This window comes from Burkholderia sp. JP2-270 (assembly GCF_003233675.1).
GTDB lineage: Bacteria > Pseudomonadota > Gammaproteobacteria > Burkholderiales > Burkholderiaceae > Burkholderia > Burkholderia pyrrocinia_C.
On the sequence record NZ_CP029824.1, the window covers coordinates 3,333,201 to 3,348,432 of the forward strand.

At 65.0% G+C, this 15,232-nt stretch carries 14 protein-coding genes; 4 read left to right on the top strand and 10 right to left on the bottom strand.

Annotated elements, in window-relative coordinates:
• Positions 1 to 372: 372 nt before the first annotated feature.
• Both DM992_RS15650 and DM992_RS15655 read left to right on the top strand, forming a co-directional pair.
• On the top strand, positions 373 to 954 hold the full coding sequence (locus DM992_RS15650; RefSeq protein WP_111017956.1) for a PAAR domain-containing protein: 582 nt from the start codon (positions 373 to 375) through the stop codon (positions 952 to 954).
• Complete coding sequence (locus DM992_RS15655) at positions 947 to 1,564, top strand: type VI secretion system amidase effector protein Tae4 (protein WP_111017483.1); 618 nt, start codon at positions 947 to 949, stop codon at positions 1,562 to 1,564. Before DM992_RS15650 ends, DM992_RS15655 begins: the two co-directional genes overlap by 8 nt.
• Before the next feature lie 732 nt (positions 1,565 to 2,296).
• Here DM992_RS15655 and DM992_RS15670 read toward each other — a convergent pair.
• The 9 genes from DM992_RS15670 to hpnI form a co-directional block, all read right to left on the bottom strand.
• Positions 2,297 to 3,334, bottom strand: a complete 1,038-nt coding sequence (locus DM992_RS15670) for a GlxA family transcriptional regulator (protein ID WP_111017485.1) — start codon at positions 3,332 to 3,334, stop codon at positions 2,297 to 2,299.
• A gap of 22 nt (positions 3,335 to 3,356) precedes the next feature.
• Positions 3,357 to 4,151, bottom strand: a complete 795-nt coding sequence (locus DM992_RS15675) for an ABC transporter ATP-binding protein (protein ID WP_111017486.1) — start codon at positions 4,149 to 4,151, stop codon at positions 3,357 to 3,359.
• A 21-nt stretch (positions 4,152 to 4,172) separates the two neighbouring features.
• On the bottom strand, positions 4,173 to 4,886 hold the full coding sequence (locus DM992_RS15680) for an ABC transporter permease (RefSeq protein WP_065500422.1): 714 nt from the start codon (positions 4,884 to 4,886) through the stop codon (positions 4,173 to 4,175).
• The gene (gene hisQ / locus DM992_RS15685) at positions 4,883 to 5,572 is read right to left on the bottom strand and encodes a histidine ABC transporter permease HisQ (RefSeq protein ID WP_111017487.1); all 690 of its coding nucleotides are present in this window, start codon (positions 5,570 to 5,572) and stop codon (positions 4,883 to 4,885) included. The genes DM992_RS15680 and hisQ overlap by 4 nt, the downstream gene beginning before the upstream one ends.
• Before the next feature lie 269 nt (positions 5,573 to 5,841).
• Positions 5,842 to 6,399: a lipoprotein gene (locus DM992_RS15690; RefSeq protein WP_034183140.1), complete on the bottom strand. Its 558-nt coding sequence runs from the start codon at positions 6,397 to 6,399 to the stop codon at positions 5,842 to 5,844.
• An 87-nt stretch (positions 6,400 to 6,486) separates the two neighbouring features.
• Positions 6,487 to 7,545, bottom strand: a complete 1,059-nt coding sequence (locus DM992_RS15695) for an HpnL family protein (protein ID WP_111017488.1) — start codon at positions 7,543 to 7,545, stop codon at positions 6,487 to 6,489.
• Positions 7,542 to 8,426, bottom strand: a complete 885-nt coding sequence (gene hpnK, locus DM992_RS15700; RefSeq protein WP_111017489.1) for a hopanoid biosynthesis-associated protein HpnK — start codon at positions 8,424 to 8,426, stop codon at positions 7,542 to 7,544. Before hpnK ends, DM992_RS15695 begins: the two co-directional genes overlap by 4 nt.
• Before the next feature lie 3 nt (positions 8,427 to 8,429).
• Positions 8,430 to 9,851, bottom strand: coding sequence for a hopanoid biosynthesis associated radical SAM protein HpnJ (gene hpnJ / locus DM992_RS15705; RefSeq protein ID WP_111017490.1), 1,422 nt, complete (start codon positions 9,849 to 9,851; stop codon positions 8,430 to 8,432).
• Between the two features lie 158 nt (positions 9,852 to 10,009).
• Positions 10,010 to 11,185, bottom strand: coding sequence for a bacteriohopanetetrol glucosamine biosynthesis glycosyltransferase HpnI (hpnI, locus tag DM992_RS15710; protein WP_111017491.1), 1,176 nt, complete (start codon positions 11,183 to 11,185; stop codon positions 10,010 to 10,012).
• A 637-nt stretch (positions 11,186 to 11,822) separates the two neighbouring features.
• On the opposite strand from hpnI, the gene DM992_RS15715 reads away from it, so the two are divergent.
• Complete coding sequence (locus tag DM992_RS15715) at positions 11,823 to 12,821, top strand: LLM class flavin-dependent oxidoreductase (protein WP_111017492.1); 999 nt, start codon at positions 11,823 to 11,825, stop codon at positions 12,819 to 12,821.
• Positions 12,822 to 12,857: 36 nt separating this feature from the next.
• On the opposite strand, the gene DM992_RS15720 is transcribed toward DM992_RS15715, so the two are convergent.
• Entirely contained in the window at positions 12,858 to 13,919 is a 1,062-nt protein-coding gene (locus DM992_RS15720; protein ID WP_111017493.1) for an alpha/beta hydrolase, read from the bottom strand.
• 173 nt (positions 13,920 to 14,092) lie between these two features.
• Between DM992_RS15720 and pdxY the strand changes: the two genes are divergently transcribed.
• Complete coding sequence (gene pdxY / locus DM992_RS15725) at positions 14,093 to 14,953, top strand: pyridoxal kinase PdxY (protein WP_034183134.1); 861 nt, start codon at positions 14,093 to 14,095, stop codon at positions 14,951 to 14,953.
• The last annotated feature ends 279 nt before the right edge of the window (positions 14,954 to 15,232 follow it).

Here is a 15,232-nt window from a genome sequence, read left to right on the forward strand (position 1 = left end):
AAAAGTAACCAAAAGAAAGGCGCCCGGAAAACGCATGACCTCCCGGTGCCGTGGTCATCAGAGTGGCCACCGCCTAAGTGTCCGCGCCAGGACAGAACACGGAGTGGTTCGAACAATGGTTCTGACATCACTCACCACCCAACAGAGCGGTATACCGCCCGCCAGCTCCATCCTCGCTACGCTCGGCTGCAAGGTACGCATCCCTCAAGCGGCGCTGTTGGTCGATCAGTTTCGGAAATCACGGCACGAACGCGACGCCACGAATCCTATGCACAAGCAGCGCGCTCACTCGATCTCAAGCACCTCGAACAATATCGAGATGGCCCCTTACGCCGCACCGATACGATTATGACTTTCGGAGAGGGCCAAACGATGAATAGAAGAATTGCAGTTGTGAGCGATAGCCTTTCAAGCGGCGGAACAATTAACCCATACAGCGGACCGCCGTTCCTGGTCCACGGACATCAAGCAGCCTTGATTGGCGGCAGTGCGTTCTGCATTGCATGTCAAAGCACCGGCATCATCGCAAAGGCTGGCGGGCCATATCGACTCAAGTTTCGGGGAGAAGTCGCACTAGATCGCGATATTGTCCTGTGCGGCTGCTCGACTCCGCCGAGCATCACTGCGTTGCTTGCCGGTGAAGCATGGTGTGATGATGGGTTAAGGGGTCTCGGGGAGGTCGTTTCGAGCCGAACGATAACGGGCCGCGTCGTGTCGGTCAAGAAAGGCACATTTGATGAGCAAGTCGAGGCGAAAGCTAGCGGCAGTGCTGCTCACGGTCCAGAGGGCTACCCCTATTACATCGAGACGGCAGACGGCCGCATCCATTCCGGCGTGCTCGACACAAGCGGCAAGCTACCGCGCGTCCACACCGGCGACGGATCCGGAGACTACACCATCTATTGGGGAGACGAAGCGATTGCAAAGAAACACTGCGGGGTAAGCTATGCCTAATCCATCCACGAAGATCCGCACGAACAACACACCACAATCGAAGAAATCCGTACAGCTTCAAGCGCTGTCCTTTCAAGCGCTTTGGAACGCGTACCCGAAGAATGCCCCCTACGACGACACCACTGGCGAGTATGAGAATCAATGCGCCATTCGCATGAGCGTCACGTTTCACAGCATCGGAAGCGACATGAAGTCGTTTTCTCAAAACGTATTGAAGCCGATGCCCGGAAAGAAGACGCTAGGCCGTCTGATCCTTGGCGGTAAAGCGACAGCGACGCGCGCGTATGAACTGGCTGAATGGTTAAAGCTTCGCCCGTTCCTTGGGCTTGGCAAACCTGAAAACATCACTGGCCCAGACTGGCAAGACAAGGTAAAAAACCGAACCGGTATCATCTGCTTTTTCGGCTACTGGCGACAGGATGGCGACTCTGCCGACGCACTGAGCGGCGGTCATATCGACCTGTGGAACAAGGACACGCTTACGTCATCCGTCGTGAATTTCTTACGCTTCCGCATTGGCATGTCGCGATTCCGAAACCCACTGACAAACAACAACTGGTTCTCCGACCTTGCCAATTCCAAAGAAATCCTTTTCTGGGAAGTGAAATGAAGCGTATGGCGCTCGCTGTACTCGGGTTCGTATGGGGCTTGCTCGTCACATGGGCAACTATCTACGCCCTCAATCACATCCATTGGCCCGAGGTGAAATCACATGCGACGGGCTGCAACGACATGGAACACTGCACATCGCATGCGAAGTTCCTGTGGGGCATGTTCGCCATGCTGCTATGGCCCGCTGTCACATGCGCGATATTAAACGCGGTAGCGTATAAACGATGGTCGGGACGTCGCTGGGGGGGAGCGCTTTTCGTTGTAACGTTGCTCGCCGCGCTGTTCTATTGCAAGCCATACGTCGCACCCTACTTAGGTCTTGCCGGCTAGCCCTATCGCTGCTCTTGGGGATCGGATGTGCGCCGTTGTGGTCCGTTTGTCGCACGCCTCCTGGCAAGGTCACCGCAAACACCATCCCTTGCGAGTTGAAGCACCTTGCAGCCGAGCGCAGCGAGGATGGAGCTGGCGGGCGGTATACCGCTCCGTTGGGTGGTGTGATGCGTCAGAACCATTGCTCGAACCACTCCGGCCTCCTGACTGGCGCGGACACTTAGGCGGGGGCCACTCCGATGACCACGGCACCGGGAGGTCATGCGTTTTCCGAGCGCCTTTCTTTTGGTTACTTTTCTTTGGCAAGACAAAGAAAAGTAACCGCCGCCCCGCGCAGGGGCGACGCTAATAGACCGACACGATCACAGGTGCTTCACGAAAAACAAAAGCGAACCACGAATCAATCCTTCCCATCCCGCTCGACCAACGCGCCCCCGCGAGGCTCACTCCCGGTCTGCTTTTCGAGCCAAGCTCGCCGATCCTCCCGAGGCGTCACCCCGAACCTCTCGCGATAAGCATTGGAAAAGTGCGCAGCAGAAGAGAACCCACAGGCGAGACTAACCTGCACGACCGATTTGCTCGTGCGCTGCAACTGCGTCCTTGCCTTGAGCAGCCGCAGATTGAGGTAATACTTCGAGGGCATCGCCCCGAGATACTGCCGAAAGAGCCGCTCGAGCTGCCGCCTCGACACGCCGACGAGCTCGGCGATCTCATCGGTAGTCAAAGGATCCTCGACATTGGCTTCCATCAACAGCAACGCATCGTTCAACCGCGGATGCCGCTCGCCGGGCGCAGTAACGAAAGGAATCCGCTGACGTTCCTCGCCACTCCTCAATGTCCCCGCGCCGAGCGCATCGGCAATCCGCTCACCGAGATCGGGTCCGTGTTCCCGGCCGACCATCGCCAGCATGAAATCCACGGTAGCCTGCCCTCCCGCGCACGTCGCGCGGTCCCGATCGATCTCGAAGATCTGCTGCGTGACGATCGACCGCTCGAACTGCTCTGCGAACTGCTGATACGTCTCCCAGTTCACGCTCACGCGATAACCGGAAAGCTGCCCGGCCATCGCGAGCCACCACACGCCGTGATGAATGCCGGTCACGAGCGGCGTACGCTGCCCGACGCGCGCGAGACTCGCGAGAAACAGCCGATAGTCGGCAAACTGCTGAAACCGCTCGGTCACGACGATCAGCCAGTCGCACGCGATCGCATCGTTGAACGCCGCATCGGCATGCCATTGCGCGCCGCCCGCGAGCGGCACGGGCCGCCCGTCCCACGAACATACCTGCCAGCGATACAGCAGCCGGCCGTCGATCTCGTTCGCAAGATTCAGCGCATCGACGATCGGGCCCACGCCCGACATCGACACGGGCGGCAATGCAACGATCACCACCTGCGTCGTGCGGGTGGCGCCTGCGGGACGGGACACCGGTACCACGTATGAAACCTGCTCTGTCGCGTTACTTGAGGCTGCCCGACAGGAACTGCTTGAGCCGCTCGCTCTGCGGGCGCACCAGCACCTCCTTCGGATCGCCCTCTTCCTCGGTCCGCCCCTGATGCAGGAACATCACGTGGTTCGACACGTTGCGCGCGAAACCCATCTCGTGCGTGACGACGATCATCGTGCGCCCTTCCTCGGCAAGCTTCTGCATCACCTTCAGCACTTCGCCCACCAGCTCCGGGTCGAGCGCCGACGTCGGCTCGTCGAACAGCATCACGTCCGGATGCATCGCAAGCGCACGCGCAATCGCGACACGCTGCTGCTGGCCGCCCGACAGGTGCGACGGATACTGCTTCTCGACGCGCGGCGCGAGGCCGACCTTCTCCAGGTATTCGCGCGCACGCTCCTCGGCTTCCTTCTTCGAAATGCCGAGCACGTGCACGGGCGCTTCCATCACGTTCTCGAGCACGTTCATGTGCGCCCACAGATTGAAGTGCTGGAACACCATCGCGAGCTTCGTGCGGATGCGCTGCAGCTGCTTGTGATCGGCGACTTCGAGCGCACCGGCGCGGTCGGCCTTCGTGCGGACGGTCTCGCCGTCGACGACGATCTGCCCCGCATTCGGCCGCTCGAGGAAATTGATGCAGCGCAGGAACGTGCTCTTGCCCGAGCCGCTCGCGCCGATGATGCTGATGACGTCACCGGCCTTCGCGTTCAGCGATACGCCCTTGAGCACCTCGTTGTCGCCATAGCGCTTGTGGATGTCGAGCGCCGCAAGCTTGGTGGCAGCGCTCGTTTGAGTGATCTCGGCCAACTGGCTCTCCTCGAAGTGAATTCAATGACGGGCGGCCGCGAGATACGCAAGCCAGTGGCGCTCCGCGCGGCGAAACGCCGCGACGAGTGCGAAAGATACCGCAAGATAGATCAGCGCGGCGATTCCGAACGACTGGAACGCCATGTAGGTCGCGGAATTCGCGTCGCGCGCGACCTTCAGGATGTCGGGCACGGTCGCCGTGAACGCGACGGTCGTCGCGTGCAGCATCAGGATCACCTCGTTGCTGTACAGCGGCAGCGCACGACGCAGCGCCGACGGCAGGATCACGCGGCGGTACATCGTGAACGGCGTCATCCCGTACGCCCGCGCAGCCTCGACCTCGCCGTGCGGTATCGCGCGGATCGCCCCCGCGAAGATCTCGGTCGTGTACGCGCAGGTGTTCAGCGCGAACGCGAGAATCGCGCAGTTGAAGCCGCTGCGGAAAAACGCGTCGAGCAGCGAATGCGAACGCACGAACTCGAGGCTGTACATGCCCGTGTACATCAGCAGCAACTGCACGTAGAGCGGCGTGCCGCGGAACACGTACGTATAGAACCGCACGGGCATCGACACCCACTTCTTCTTCGACACGCGCGCGACCGCGAGCGGCACCGCGCACACGAAGCCGAGCGAAATCGACGCGACAAGCAGCCACAGCGTCACCGCAAGGCCGGAGAGGCGCTGGCCGTCCCAGAAAAGGAACGCCTTGCCGAATTCCTGGAGGATCTCGATCATAGTTCTGCGTGCCGCACGCCCATGGAATAACGCTTCTCGAGCTGGATCAGCACGAGGTTGGAAACGGTCGTGATCGCGAGGTAGATCAGCGCCGCGACGAGGATGAAGAAGAACATGTTGAACGTGCTCTTGCCGGCGTCCTGCGCGGCCTTCACGACGTCCGCGAGGCCGATGATCGACACCAGCGCAGTCGCCTTCACGAGCACCTGCCAGTTGTTTCCGATCCCGGGCACCGCAAAGCGCATCATCTGAGGAAACATGATCCGCGCGAACACGCGCGCGCCGCTCATCCCGTACGCGGCACCGGCTTCGAGCTGGCCGCGCGGCACCGACAGGAAGGCACCGCGAAACGTCTCGGTGAAGTACGCGCCGTAGATGAAGCCGAGCGTCAGCACGCCGGCCACGAACGGATCGATGTCGATCTGGTCCCAGCCGACGAGGTCGGTGAACTGGTTCAGCCAGATCTGGATGCTGTAGAACAGCAGCAGCATCAGCACAAGATCGGGCACCGAGCGGATCAACGTCGTATAACCGGTCGCGATCGCTCGCAGCACCCGGTTGTGCGACAGCTTCGCCACCGCGCCGATCAGCCCCAGCGCCACCGCAGTGGCGAGCGACAGCACCGACAGCTCGATGGTCTGCACGGTGCCGGCCCAGAGGACAGGACCAAAGCCGTAAAGGAACACGCGCGCCTCCAGAGTTGGAATGGATGCCGACGCGAATGCCTGTCCCGCGCCGGGGTGACGCGGATAGTCGCAAGCGAAATTGTTTGCCTCAAATCACCTTGCACGCGTTTGCTGCGCCGCAGCAACCCGCCCGGTCATTGCGAGCCCGGCCTACGCCACTGTTTCAAAAGGAAAAAAGCCGCTTCCTGACAGTCGGATGACACGCAGGGAAGCGGACTTTTTGCAATTTTCCGGTCGCTTTTTCGATATAGCGCCGAACCCGGGCCGGCTCACCGTCCCTTCAGGATGTCGGAGCGCGAAGTCGTATAGACAAGCCCGTCCGGGCCGAAATGGACGTTGAAGAATGCGTCGGTGTTGACGCCGTCCTCGAGCCAGCGCCAGCTCCAGACCGTCTCGGGCTTCAGCGGATACTGCGCGATGTCGCCGGGCTTGCCGAGCAGGCGCCGCACCTCGTCCTCGTTCATCCCGGGGCGCACCTTCGCGAAATTCTCGGCGGTCAGCACCTGCGTCGCGCCCGTGTAGCGGCCGCTCGCATCGAGATCGACGAACCAGGTCTGGTTGCCCATCGGGCCGCGCGGGTATTCGAGACGCTTCGAGCCGTCGGTGAACACGCGCTCGGTCTCGGGCTTGCCCATCGTGCCGCGCACGTCGGCCTCGGTCGATTCGCCGACCTTCAGCCCCTTCAGCAGCAGCGGCGCGGGCTTGATCGCGTTGAAGAAGTCCCTGATGCGTTGCACGTCGAGGTTACCTTGCTTGTCGTCGCAGCCGGTCAGCGCCAGCGCGGCGGCCAGCATCGTCACGGGAAGCAGCCGGAAACGGAAAATCATCGGAAGAAATGCGCGTCGAGAAAACACGCGGCAAGCATACCCGCACGACGCCGAAAGCGCGAGACGGGCGCGCGGCCCGTCTCGTGTTCAATGTGTCGTTTCGGTTTCGGTTTCGGCTTCGGTTTCGGGCGTGCTGCTCGCCGGATGCGGCGCGCGCGGCCCGGCCGGCGGCGCGTCGTTGATGCGGCGGCGCGTGCGCACGAGCTCGGCGAGCTGCCACGAACCGAGCGCCACGCAGCCGAACAGCACCTCGCGGCCGCGCTTGACCAGCGCGAGCGACAGCGCCGTCTCGCGATCGACGCCGAACATCTGCGCGAGCAGCACGACGGTCGCCTCCTGCACGCCGAGGCCGCCCGGCACCATGAACGCCGCATGCCGCACGGCCTGCGTCATCGCCTCGATCGCGATCGCACCGCCGATCGACACCGGATGGCCGAGCAGCGCGAGCGCCCAGTAGATCTCGAGCGCGCCGAGCACGTAGCCGGCCAGCTGCCAGAAGAACGCGCTGAACAGCAGACCCGTGCGCGACATCAGCCCGTCGATGTCGGCGTCGAGCCGGCGGCCGTCGATGCCCTGCAGCAGCCGGTGCGAATCGCCGAGCAGGCGGCCCGCGAAACGCTCGATCGCGTGGAAGATGCCGCCGCGCCGCATCAGCACGACGCCGAGCACGGGCAACGGCAGCGTCAGCAGCAGCGCGAGGCTGATCGTGCCGCCGCCCATGTTGTCCGTCGTCGACAGCAGCAGCACGAGGCCAAGCGCCGCGAATGCATACTGGACGACGATCGTCACGAGCACCTCGACGATCACCGACGCCGTCACGCGGCTCGCGTCGGGTACCTGCCAGCGCGCGAGCCGGATGCCGACGAGTTCGCCGCCGATTCCGACCACGGGCAGCAGCCGGTTCACGGCCTCGCGCACGGTCGCGATCCACCACAGGAACGGCAGCGAGCTGCGCCGGTCGAGCAGCAGGTGCCATGCATACGCGTCGAGCAGTAGCGGCAGCGCGTGGAACGGCACGAGCCACAGCAGCGCGTAACCGGCGCGCGCGAGCATCTGCGATACGTCGCCGATGCCTTCGTGCAGCCCCAGCGCGAGCAGGATGCCGATGCCGATCGGCCAGCCGAGCCACTTGATCCATTTGGTCATGACGGCTGCGCTCCCGGTGCGCGCGGCGTGTGCGCACCGCGCCGGGCCGCATGCTGTCCGAACACGTCGGCAAAGCCGCCGGTCGCGACGCCCGCCGCCTTCAGCGCGGCGGCAACGCGCGGCGACAGCAGCGCATCGAGTTCGTCTACCGGACGGTAGCCGGCCATCGTCGGCGTGATCGGGCCGTCGCCGGCCTCGGCCGGATGGCAGTAGATCTCGCCGACGCCCGGCGGCAGCGTTGCGAGCGCGTCGAGCAGCACGGCCTCGTCCATCGCGCCCGTATGCTCGATCCCGACTACGTAGTCGTTGTGCGCGAGTCCGGCGCGGTCGAGCCGTGCGCGCACGAGCGCGATCCACGGCTTGAGCAGCGCCGGCGCACTCGTCTCGTACGGCAGCCGCACCGCACGCAGCCCGTAGTCGCGGCCGATCTCGATGATCATCGACAGCACGGTCGGATGCAGATGGAAATGCTTGTGCGCGTTCACGTGGTCGAGCGGCAGGCCGCTCGCCGCGAACGCGTCGAACTGCGCGCGGATCTCGCGGCGCAGTTGCGCACGCACGTGCGGCAGGAAGAAGAAGCGGCAGCCGTCCTTCGCCATCGCGTCGCCGAACCGCCCGTCGGAGCCGACGAGCGCGGGAATGTCATGCGCAGGCAGCGTGGCGGGCCCGTCCGCGAGGACGAGATGCAGGCCGACCGCGAGCGACGGCAGCCGCCGCGCGCGTTCGATCGCATCCTGCGCGGCGCTCGCACCGACCATCAGGCTCGCGGCGTTCAGCACGCCGTCGCGGTGCGCACGCTCGACCGCCGCGTTGACGCGCGGGTGCAGCCCGAAGTCGTCCGCGGTGAAGATCAGCGCCCGCGCCGCCCGCTGCGTCGCCACGAATCAAGCCTCGTGCGCGCGCAGGAAACGGAAGAACTCGACGCCTTCGCGCAGGCGGCGCTTCATCATGTCCCAGCTCGTCAGCATCTCGCGGACGATCTCCCAGATCTTCGACGGACGGAAGTAGAACTGGCGATAGAACTGCTCGAGGTGGTGATAGATCTCGTCGCGCGACAGGTGCGCATAACCGATCGCCGCGAGCTGCACGCCTTCCTTGCTCACCAGGTTGATGGTCTTGTTCTCTTCCATCCAGCCGTTTTCCACGGCCTGCTTGTAAAGCGTCGTGCCCGGGTACGGCGCGGCGAGCGAGACCTGGATCGTGTGCGGATTGATTTCCTTCGCGTATTCGATCGTCTTCTTGATGGTCTCCTGCGTCTCGCCCGGCAGGCCGAGAATGAAGGTGCCGTGGATCTTGATGCCGAGCTTCTTGCAGTCCGCGCTGAAGCGGCGCGCGAAATCGGTGCGCACGCCCTTCTTGATGTTCACGAGGATCTGGTCGTCGCCGGATTCGAAACCGACCAGCAGCAGGCGCAGGCCGTTTTCCTTCATGACCTTCAGCGTCTTGTACGGCACATTCGCCTTCGCGTTGCACGACCACGTCATGCCGAGCTTGCCCAGACCGATGGCGATGGCTTCGGCGCGCGGCAGGTCGTCGGTGAAGGTGTCGTCGTCGAACATCAGTTCCTTCACTTCCGGCATGTTGTCGCGGATCCACTTCGCTTCCGCGAGCACGTTCTCGACCGAGCGCGTGCGGTAGCGATGGCCGCTGACCGTCTGCGGCCACAGGCAGAACGTGCAGCGCGACTTGCAGCCGCGGCCCGTGTAGATCGACACGTACGGGTAGTTCAGGTAGCCGATGAAGTAGTTGTCGATCTTCAGGTCGCGCTTGTAGACGGGCGCGACGAACGGCAGTTCGTCCATGTTCTCGAGGATCGGACGCGCTTCGTTGTGCTCGATCGAACCGTCCTTCGCGCGCCAGCTCAAGCCCTTGATCTCGGGGAACGGCTTGCCTTCGGCGATTTCCTTGCAGGTGTAGTCGAATTCCTCGCGGCACACGAAGTCGATTGCCTCGCTCGCCGTGAGCGAGTTGTGCGGATCGACCATCACCTTCGCGCCCACCATGCCGACCAGCATCGACGGCTTCATCTTCTTCAGATCCTGCGCGAACATCGCATCGGTCGGGAACGACGGCGTGCTCGTGTGGATGATCACGAGGTCGTAGTCGTTCGCGATCTTCAGCGTCTCCTCGACCGTCAGGCCGTCGGCCGGTGCGTCGACGACGCGGCTGCCCGGCACGAGCGCGGCCGGCTGCGCGAGCCACGTCGGATACCAGAAGGAGCGGATTTCGCGCTTCGCCTGATAGCGCGAGCCGGCTCCGCCGTCGAAGCCGTCATACGAAGGGGCCTGCAAGAACAGCGTTTTCATGAATGCTCCGGTAGCCTGCATAGTTCGTTTCGATTCAACGATTCAGTCAAAAAACCGCGGGCCGCCCTGCCGGCGCCCGCCTCTCTGTCATGTCGCGTCGCGCAGCTTCGCCGCGCGGCGCGTCTCGGCCCTCGGGCCGGGTTCGTCCGGGAGCGGCCCTAGCGGCCGTCCACCGCCTCCACGGCTGCCGTCGCGCGTTCGCCGCCGACGACCGTCATCCTTGCACCGCGCCACACGACGTGCGTGCCGAACACCGCCGCGAGCCACTCGAGCGCGAGCAGCGTGTCGCGCACCGCGACGAGCGGCAGGTCGCGCCAGAACGCGCGCCAGCCGTCCTCGCCGCGCGCATGCAGCACGAGCCGCCCGAATGCGCCGACGGTGGCCGCCGCGCCCGCCAGCGTGCCGGCAAAGGTTCCGTCGAGACGCAGCGCGAGCGCCGCGCCGATCGCGAGCCACGGCGCGGTAAACGTGATGAACAGGAACGCGAAGCCGGCCGGGTTCAGCGACCGGATCGTACGCAGCCAGCGCGTCTCGCGGTGCCACAGCGGCCCGAACGATGGCTCGGTCACGTCGGTCACGACGTCGACCTCCGACAGCACGGTGCGCCGCCCGAGGCGGCGCGGCAGTTCGGCGAGCCAGAAATCGTCGGCCAGCTCGTCCTTCAGCGCGAGAAAGCCGCCGACCCGGTCGAGCGTGTCGCGCGTCAGCGCGAGCGTCGCGCCGAAGCCGAAACGGCTCGAGCGGCCGAGGTGCGTGATCCGCACCGACGGCGCGAACCAGGCGTCGACGAACTGCGCGCCGATCCGCGTCCAGAACCCGCCGACGCTGCGCGCATGATACAAGCACGTGACGACGCCGACCGACACGTCGGCGAGCGGCGCCGTCACGCGCTCCAGATAATCGGGCTTCACCGCGATGTCGCTGTCCGCGATCACGATGCGCCCGTACTTCGCGCGCTCGGCGAGATTGATCAGGTTGCTGACCTTCAGGTTCTTGCCGTGCACGCGCGAATCGACCACCAGCGTGATGTCGCACTCGGGATAATCGGCACGCAGCCGCTCGACGACGGCAATGGCGGGATCGGCCGCCGACGCGACGCCGAACAGCACTTCATGGCGCGGATGGCGCTGCTCGCAGAAGGTCGCGAGGTTTTCGTACAGGTGCGGCTCCGCGCCGCACAGCGGCTTGAGCACGCTGACCGGCTCGTAGCCGTCGCGCGCGGCCGTGCGCGGCGTGCGCGGCTGCGGCGCGAACGCGGCGACGAGCGCATAACCGGCCGCGGCCAGCGTGAACGCGATCAGGAGCCAGTCGAGCAGCGTTGCGGTCGGCGTCATGCGCGGCGCCTCCCGGCGACCTGAACGCCACGGCGAACGCTTGAGCGTGATTGAGCGTGATGCGGTATTCGGACAGCGACGAACGCGGGCACGACCCGACTCCTTGTTCCAGCAGCGTCTGTATAGGGGGAGGCACGACCCGCTTTCGGGTGTCGCCATGCCCGGCTTCGTGTGGCGCATCTTCGCGCGACGCCCGGACGGGGATGCGGGAAGACTCGAATGGCTACCATCGGCACAACATGGGCAGGCGCCGGATTTTATCAGCCTGCGGCACCCTGCGCTCGGTACTGCGAGAAACGGACTTGTGCAATTTCAGCAAAGCTGTGCGGCCGGCGAACCATTCAGGCGCAACCGCGTTTACGTTAGCGTAAGCACTTTGCAGGCGTATTGCAGTCTTGAAAATCAAACGTTTCGTGAAAATTTGTAGGTCGATGCGGATTTACGTCCAATTGCCGTAAAGATTGGTAATTAACCAACGATTGGATTGATTTTTGCAACAACCATCGAATTCGACCCTGCATCCCTGCGACGCGCATGGGTATCGGCGCGTGCCCAGCACGTTCCGGAACCCTTTGGCAAAATCCTTGGCATTTGTTGCGTAAGCGCATCACCGCGCGCCCCTTTCGAAGGCCACCCGATGACTCCGTTTTCCGTACTCGATCTCGCCCCCATTCCGGCCGGCGCCGACGCCTCGCAGGCTTTCCGCAACACCGTCGATCTCGCGCAGCACGCGGAACGCTGGGGCTACCAGCGCTACTGGCTCGCCGAGCATCACAACATGCCCGGCATCGCGAGCGCGGCGACCGCCGTCGTGATCGGCCATGTCGCGGGTGCCACGAAGACGATCCGCGTCGGGTCGGGCGGCATCATGCTGCCGAACCACGCGCCGCTCGTGATCGCCGAGCAGTTCGGCACGCTCGCGTCGCTGTATCCGGGGCGCATCGATCTCGGCCTCGGCCGCGCGCCCGGCACCGACCAGACCACGTCGCGCGCGCTGCGCCGCGACCTGATCGGCAGCGCCGATTCGTTTCCGGACGACGTCGCCGAGCTGCTGCGCTACTTCGCGGAACCGGTGCCCGGCCAGCGCGTGCGCGCGGTGCCCGGCGCGGGGCTCGACGTGCCCGTGTGGCTGCTCGGTTCGAGCCTGTTCAGCGCGCAGCTCGCCGCGATGCTCGGGCTGCCGTTTGCGTTCGCGTCGCACTTCGCGCCGGACTACCTGATGCGCGCGCTCGAGATCTACCGAACGCAGTACCGGCCGTCGGCCGCTTGGCCGAAGCCGCACGCGATGGTCGGCGTCAACGTGTTCGCAGCCGAGACCGACGACGAGGCGCGGCGCCTGTTCACGTCGCTTCAGCAGCAGTTCATCAACCTGCGGCGCGGCACGCCGGGCAAGCTGCCGCCGCCCGTCGACGCGCTCGAGGCGAACGAGCTCGAACTCGCGAACGTCGCGCATTCGCTGTCGTTCGCGGCGGTCGGCTCGCGCGACACGGTGCGCGACAAGCTGCGCGACCGCATCGCGCAGACGGGGGCGGACGAATTGATCGTCACCGCGCAGATCTACGATCACGCCGCGCGGCTGCGCTCGTTCGAACTGGCCGCGCAGATCCGCGACGAACTCGCGAACGAAACGCGCTGACGGCGCGAGCGCGGGCCGCCGGCGGCCCGCCCCGCATCACTGCGGGTGCGCGGCCTCCAGAGCGTCGAGCAGCGCCTTGTGGAACGCGTCAGGGTCCTGGATCTGCGGTGCGTGCCCGAGCGCCGGGAATTCGACGAGCTGCGCGCCGGGGATCGCCGCCTGCGTGCGCTTCGCGAGTTCCGGATAGCGGCCGAGCTTCGCGTGCACGTCGGGCGGCGCGACATCCTTGCCGATTGCGGTCGTGTCCTTGTCGCCGATCATGAGCAGCGTCGGCACGCGGATCGCGCCGAGTTCGTAGACCACCGGCTGCGTGAGGATCATGTCGTAGATCAGCGCGGAGTTCCACGCGACCGCGTCACGACCGGCGCCGCGGTACATCCCGGCGAGCATCTGCACCCAGCGCTCGTACGACGGCGACCACTTGCCCGCGTAGTACGTGCTCTGCTCGTAGCGGCGGATGCCGTCGGCCGTCGTCTTCAGCTCGCGCGCATACCAGTAGTCGACCGACAGCGGCGGCACACCGAGCGCCTTCCAGTCCTCCAGGCCGATCGGGTTCACGAGCACGAGCTGGTCGGTCGCCTTCGGGTACATCAGCGCATAGCGCATCGCGAGCATCCCGCCCGTCGAGTGGCCGACGATCGTCGCCGATTTCACGCCGATCGATTCCAGCAGCGCGTGCGTGTTGCGCGCGAGCTGCTGGAAGCTGTACTGGTAGCGATCCGGTTTCGACGACTTGCAGAAGCCGATCTGGTCCGGCGCGATCACGCGATAGCCGGCGCGGCTCAGCACGCCGATCGTGTCTTCCCAGGTCCCCGCGCAGAAGTTCTTGCCGTGCAGCAGCACGACGGTGCGGCCGTTCGGGTGCGCCGGCTGCACGTCCATGTAAATCATCTCGAGGGTTTCACGCTGCGACACGAACGCGTAGCGGTGCAGGGGTTCCGGGTAGGTGAAGCCTTCCAGGCGCGGGCCGTACGCCGGCCCGTCGTTGCCGGCGGGCACCGGGGCGGCCTCGGCGGCGGCGGTCGCGCATGCGAAGGCAACGCCCGCGCCGAACAGGGCGGCGCGCGCGACAGACAACATCTTGCAAATCGAAAGCATGGCGGTCACGGTGATTGGAAACGCACGCGGGCAGCCGGACGGCGCCGCGCCCCGCGATTCTACGCGGTCGGCTGACGACGGCGCGCAACACTCGGTGGCCGCGCGACTTCCGCGTGCGCGACGAACTCGGGTATCGTGTGACGTGACCCTGAAACGCCTGCAGGCGGATTCCCATGAAAAACGTCCTCAGCATTCAGTCGCACGTCATCTACGGCCATGCCGGCAACAGTGCGGCCGTGTTCCCGATGCAGCGCCTCGGCGTCAACGTCTGGCCGCTCAATACCGTCCAGTTGTCGAATCACATGCAATACGGCCACTGGGCCGGCAGCGCGATCGATGCCGCGAAGATGGAGCAGCTCGTCGACGGGATCGCCGCGATCGGCGCGCTCAAGCGCTGCGACGCCGTGCTGTCCGGCTTCCTCGGTTCGCCGCCGCAGGCGCGCGCGGCAGTCGAGATCGTCCGCACGGTGAAGGCGATGAATCCGGACGCGTGGTACTTCTGCGATCCGGCGATGGGCCAGACGGGCGGCATCCGGCCCGAGCCCGGCGTCGAGGAATTCATGGTCCAGGAGGTGCCCGCGCTCGCGGACGGCATGTCGCCGAACCACACCGAACTGCAGAAGCTCGTCGGCCGGCGCATCGAAACCGTCGCCGAAGCCGTCGACGCGTGCCGCGCGCTGATCCGCCGCGGCCCGCAGATCATCCTCGTCAAGCACCTGCACGACCGCAACAGCCCGGCCGACCGCTTCAACATGCTCGCCGTCACCGAAACCGAAGCGTGGATCGGCCAGCGTCCGCTGTACGCATTTCCGCGCCATCCGGTCGGCGTCGGCGACCTCACCAGCGCGGTGTTCGTCGCGCGCCGGCTGCGCGGCGACTCCGTGCGCGCCGCGTTCGAGCACACGCTCGCGGCCGTGCACGCGGTCGTGAAGGCCACCTACGACGCGCGCCGCTACGAGCTCGAACTCGTCGCCGCGCAGGACGAGATCGCACGCCCGAGCGAATGGTTCGGCGCGTGGGTGACGGACGCCTGACGCGCCCGCTCCGATCCCTGCTTCACCGGCGCGCATGCGCGCCGCCCTGCTTTCCTGCTTTCCTGCTTTCCTGCTTTCCTGCTTTCCTGCTTTCCTGCTTTCCTGCTTTCCTGCTTTCCCTGCTTTCCCTGCTTTCCCTGCTTTCCCTGCTTTCCCTGCTTTCCCTGCTTTCCCTGCTTTCCCTGCTGCACCATAACCGCCGGCGATACGCGTCCCGATGCCGGTCCGATGCACGTGCAAACGTTTTCGGACTTCACATGAATGACACCGATTTCCCGC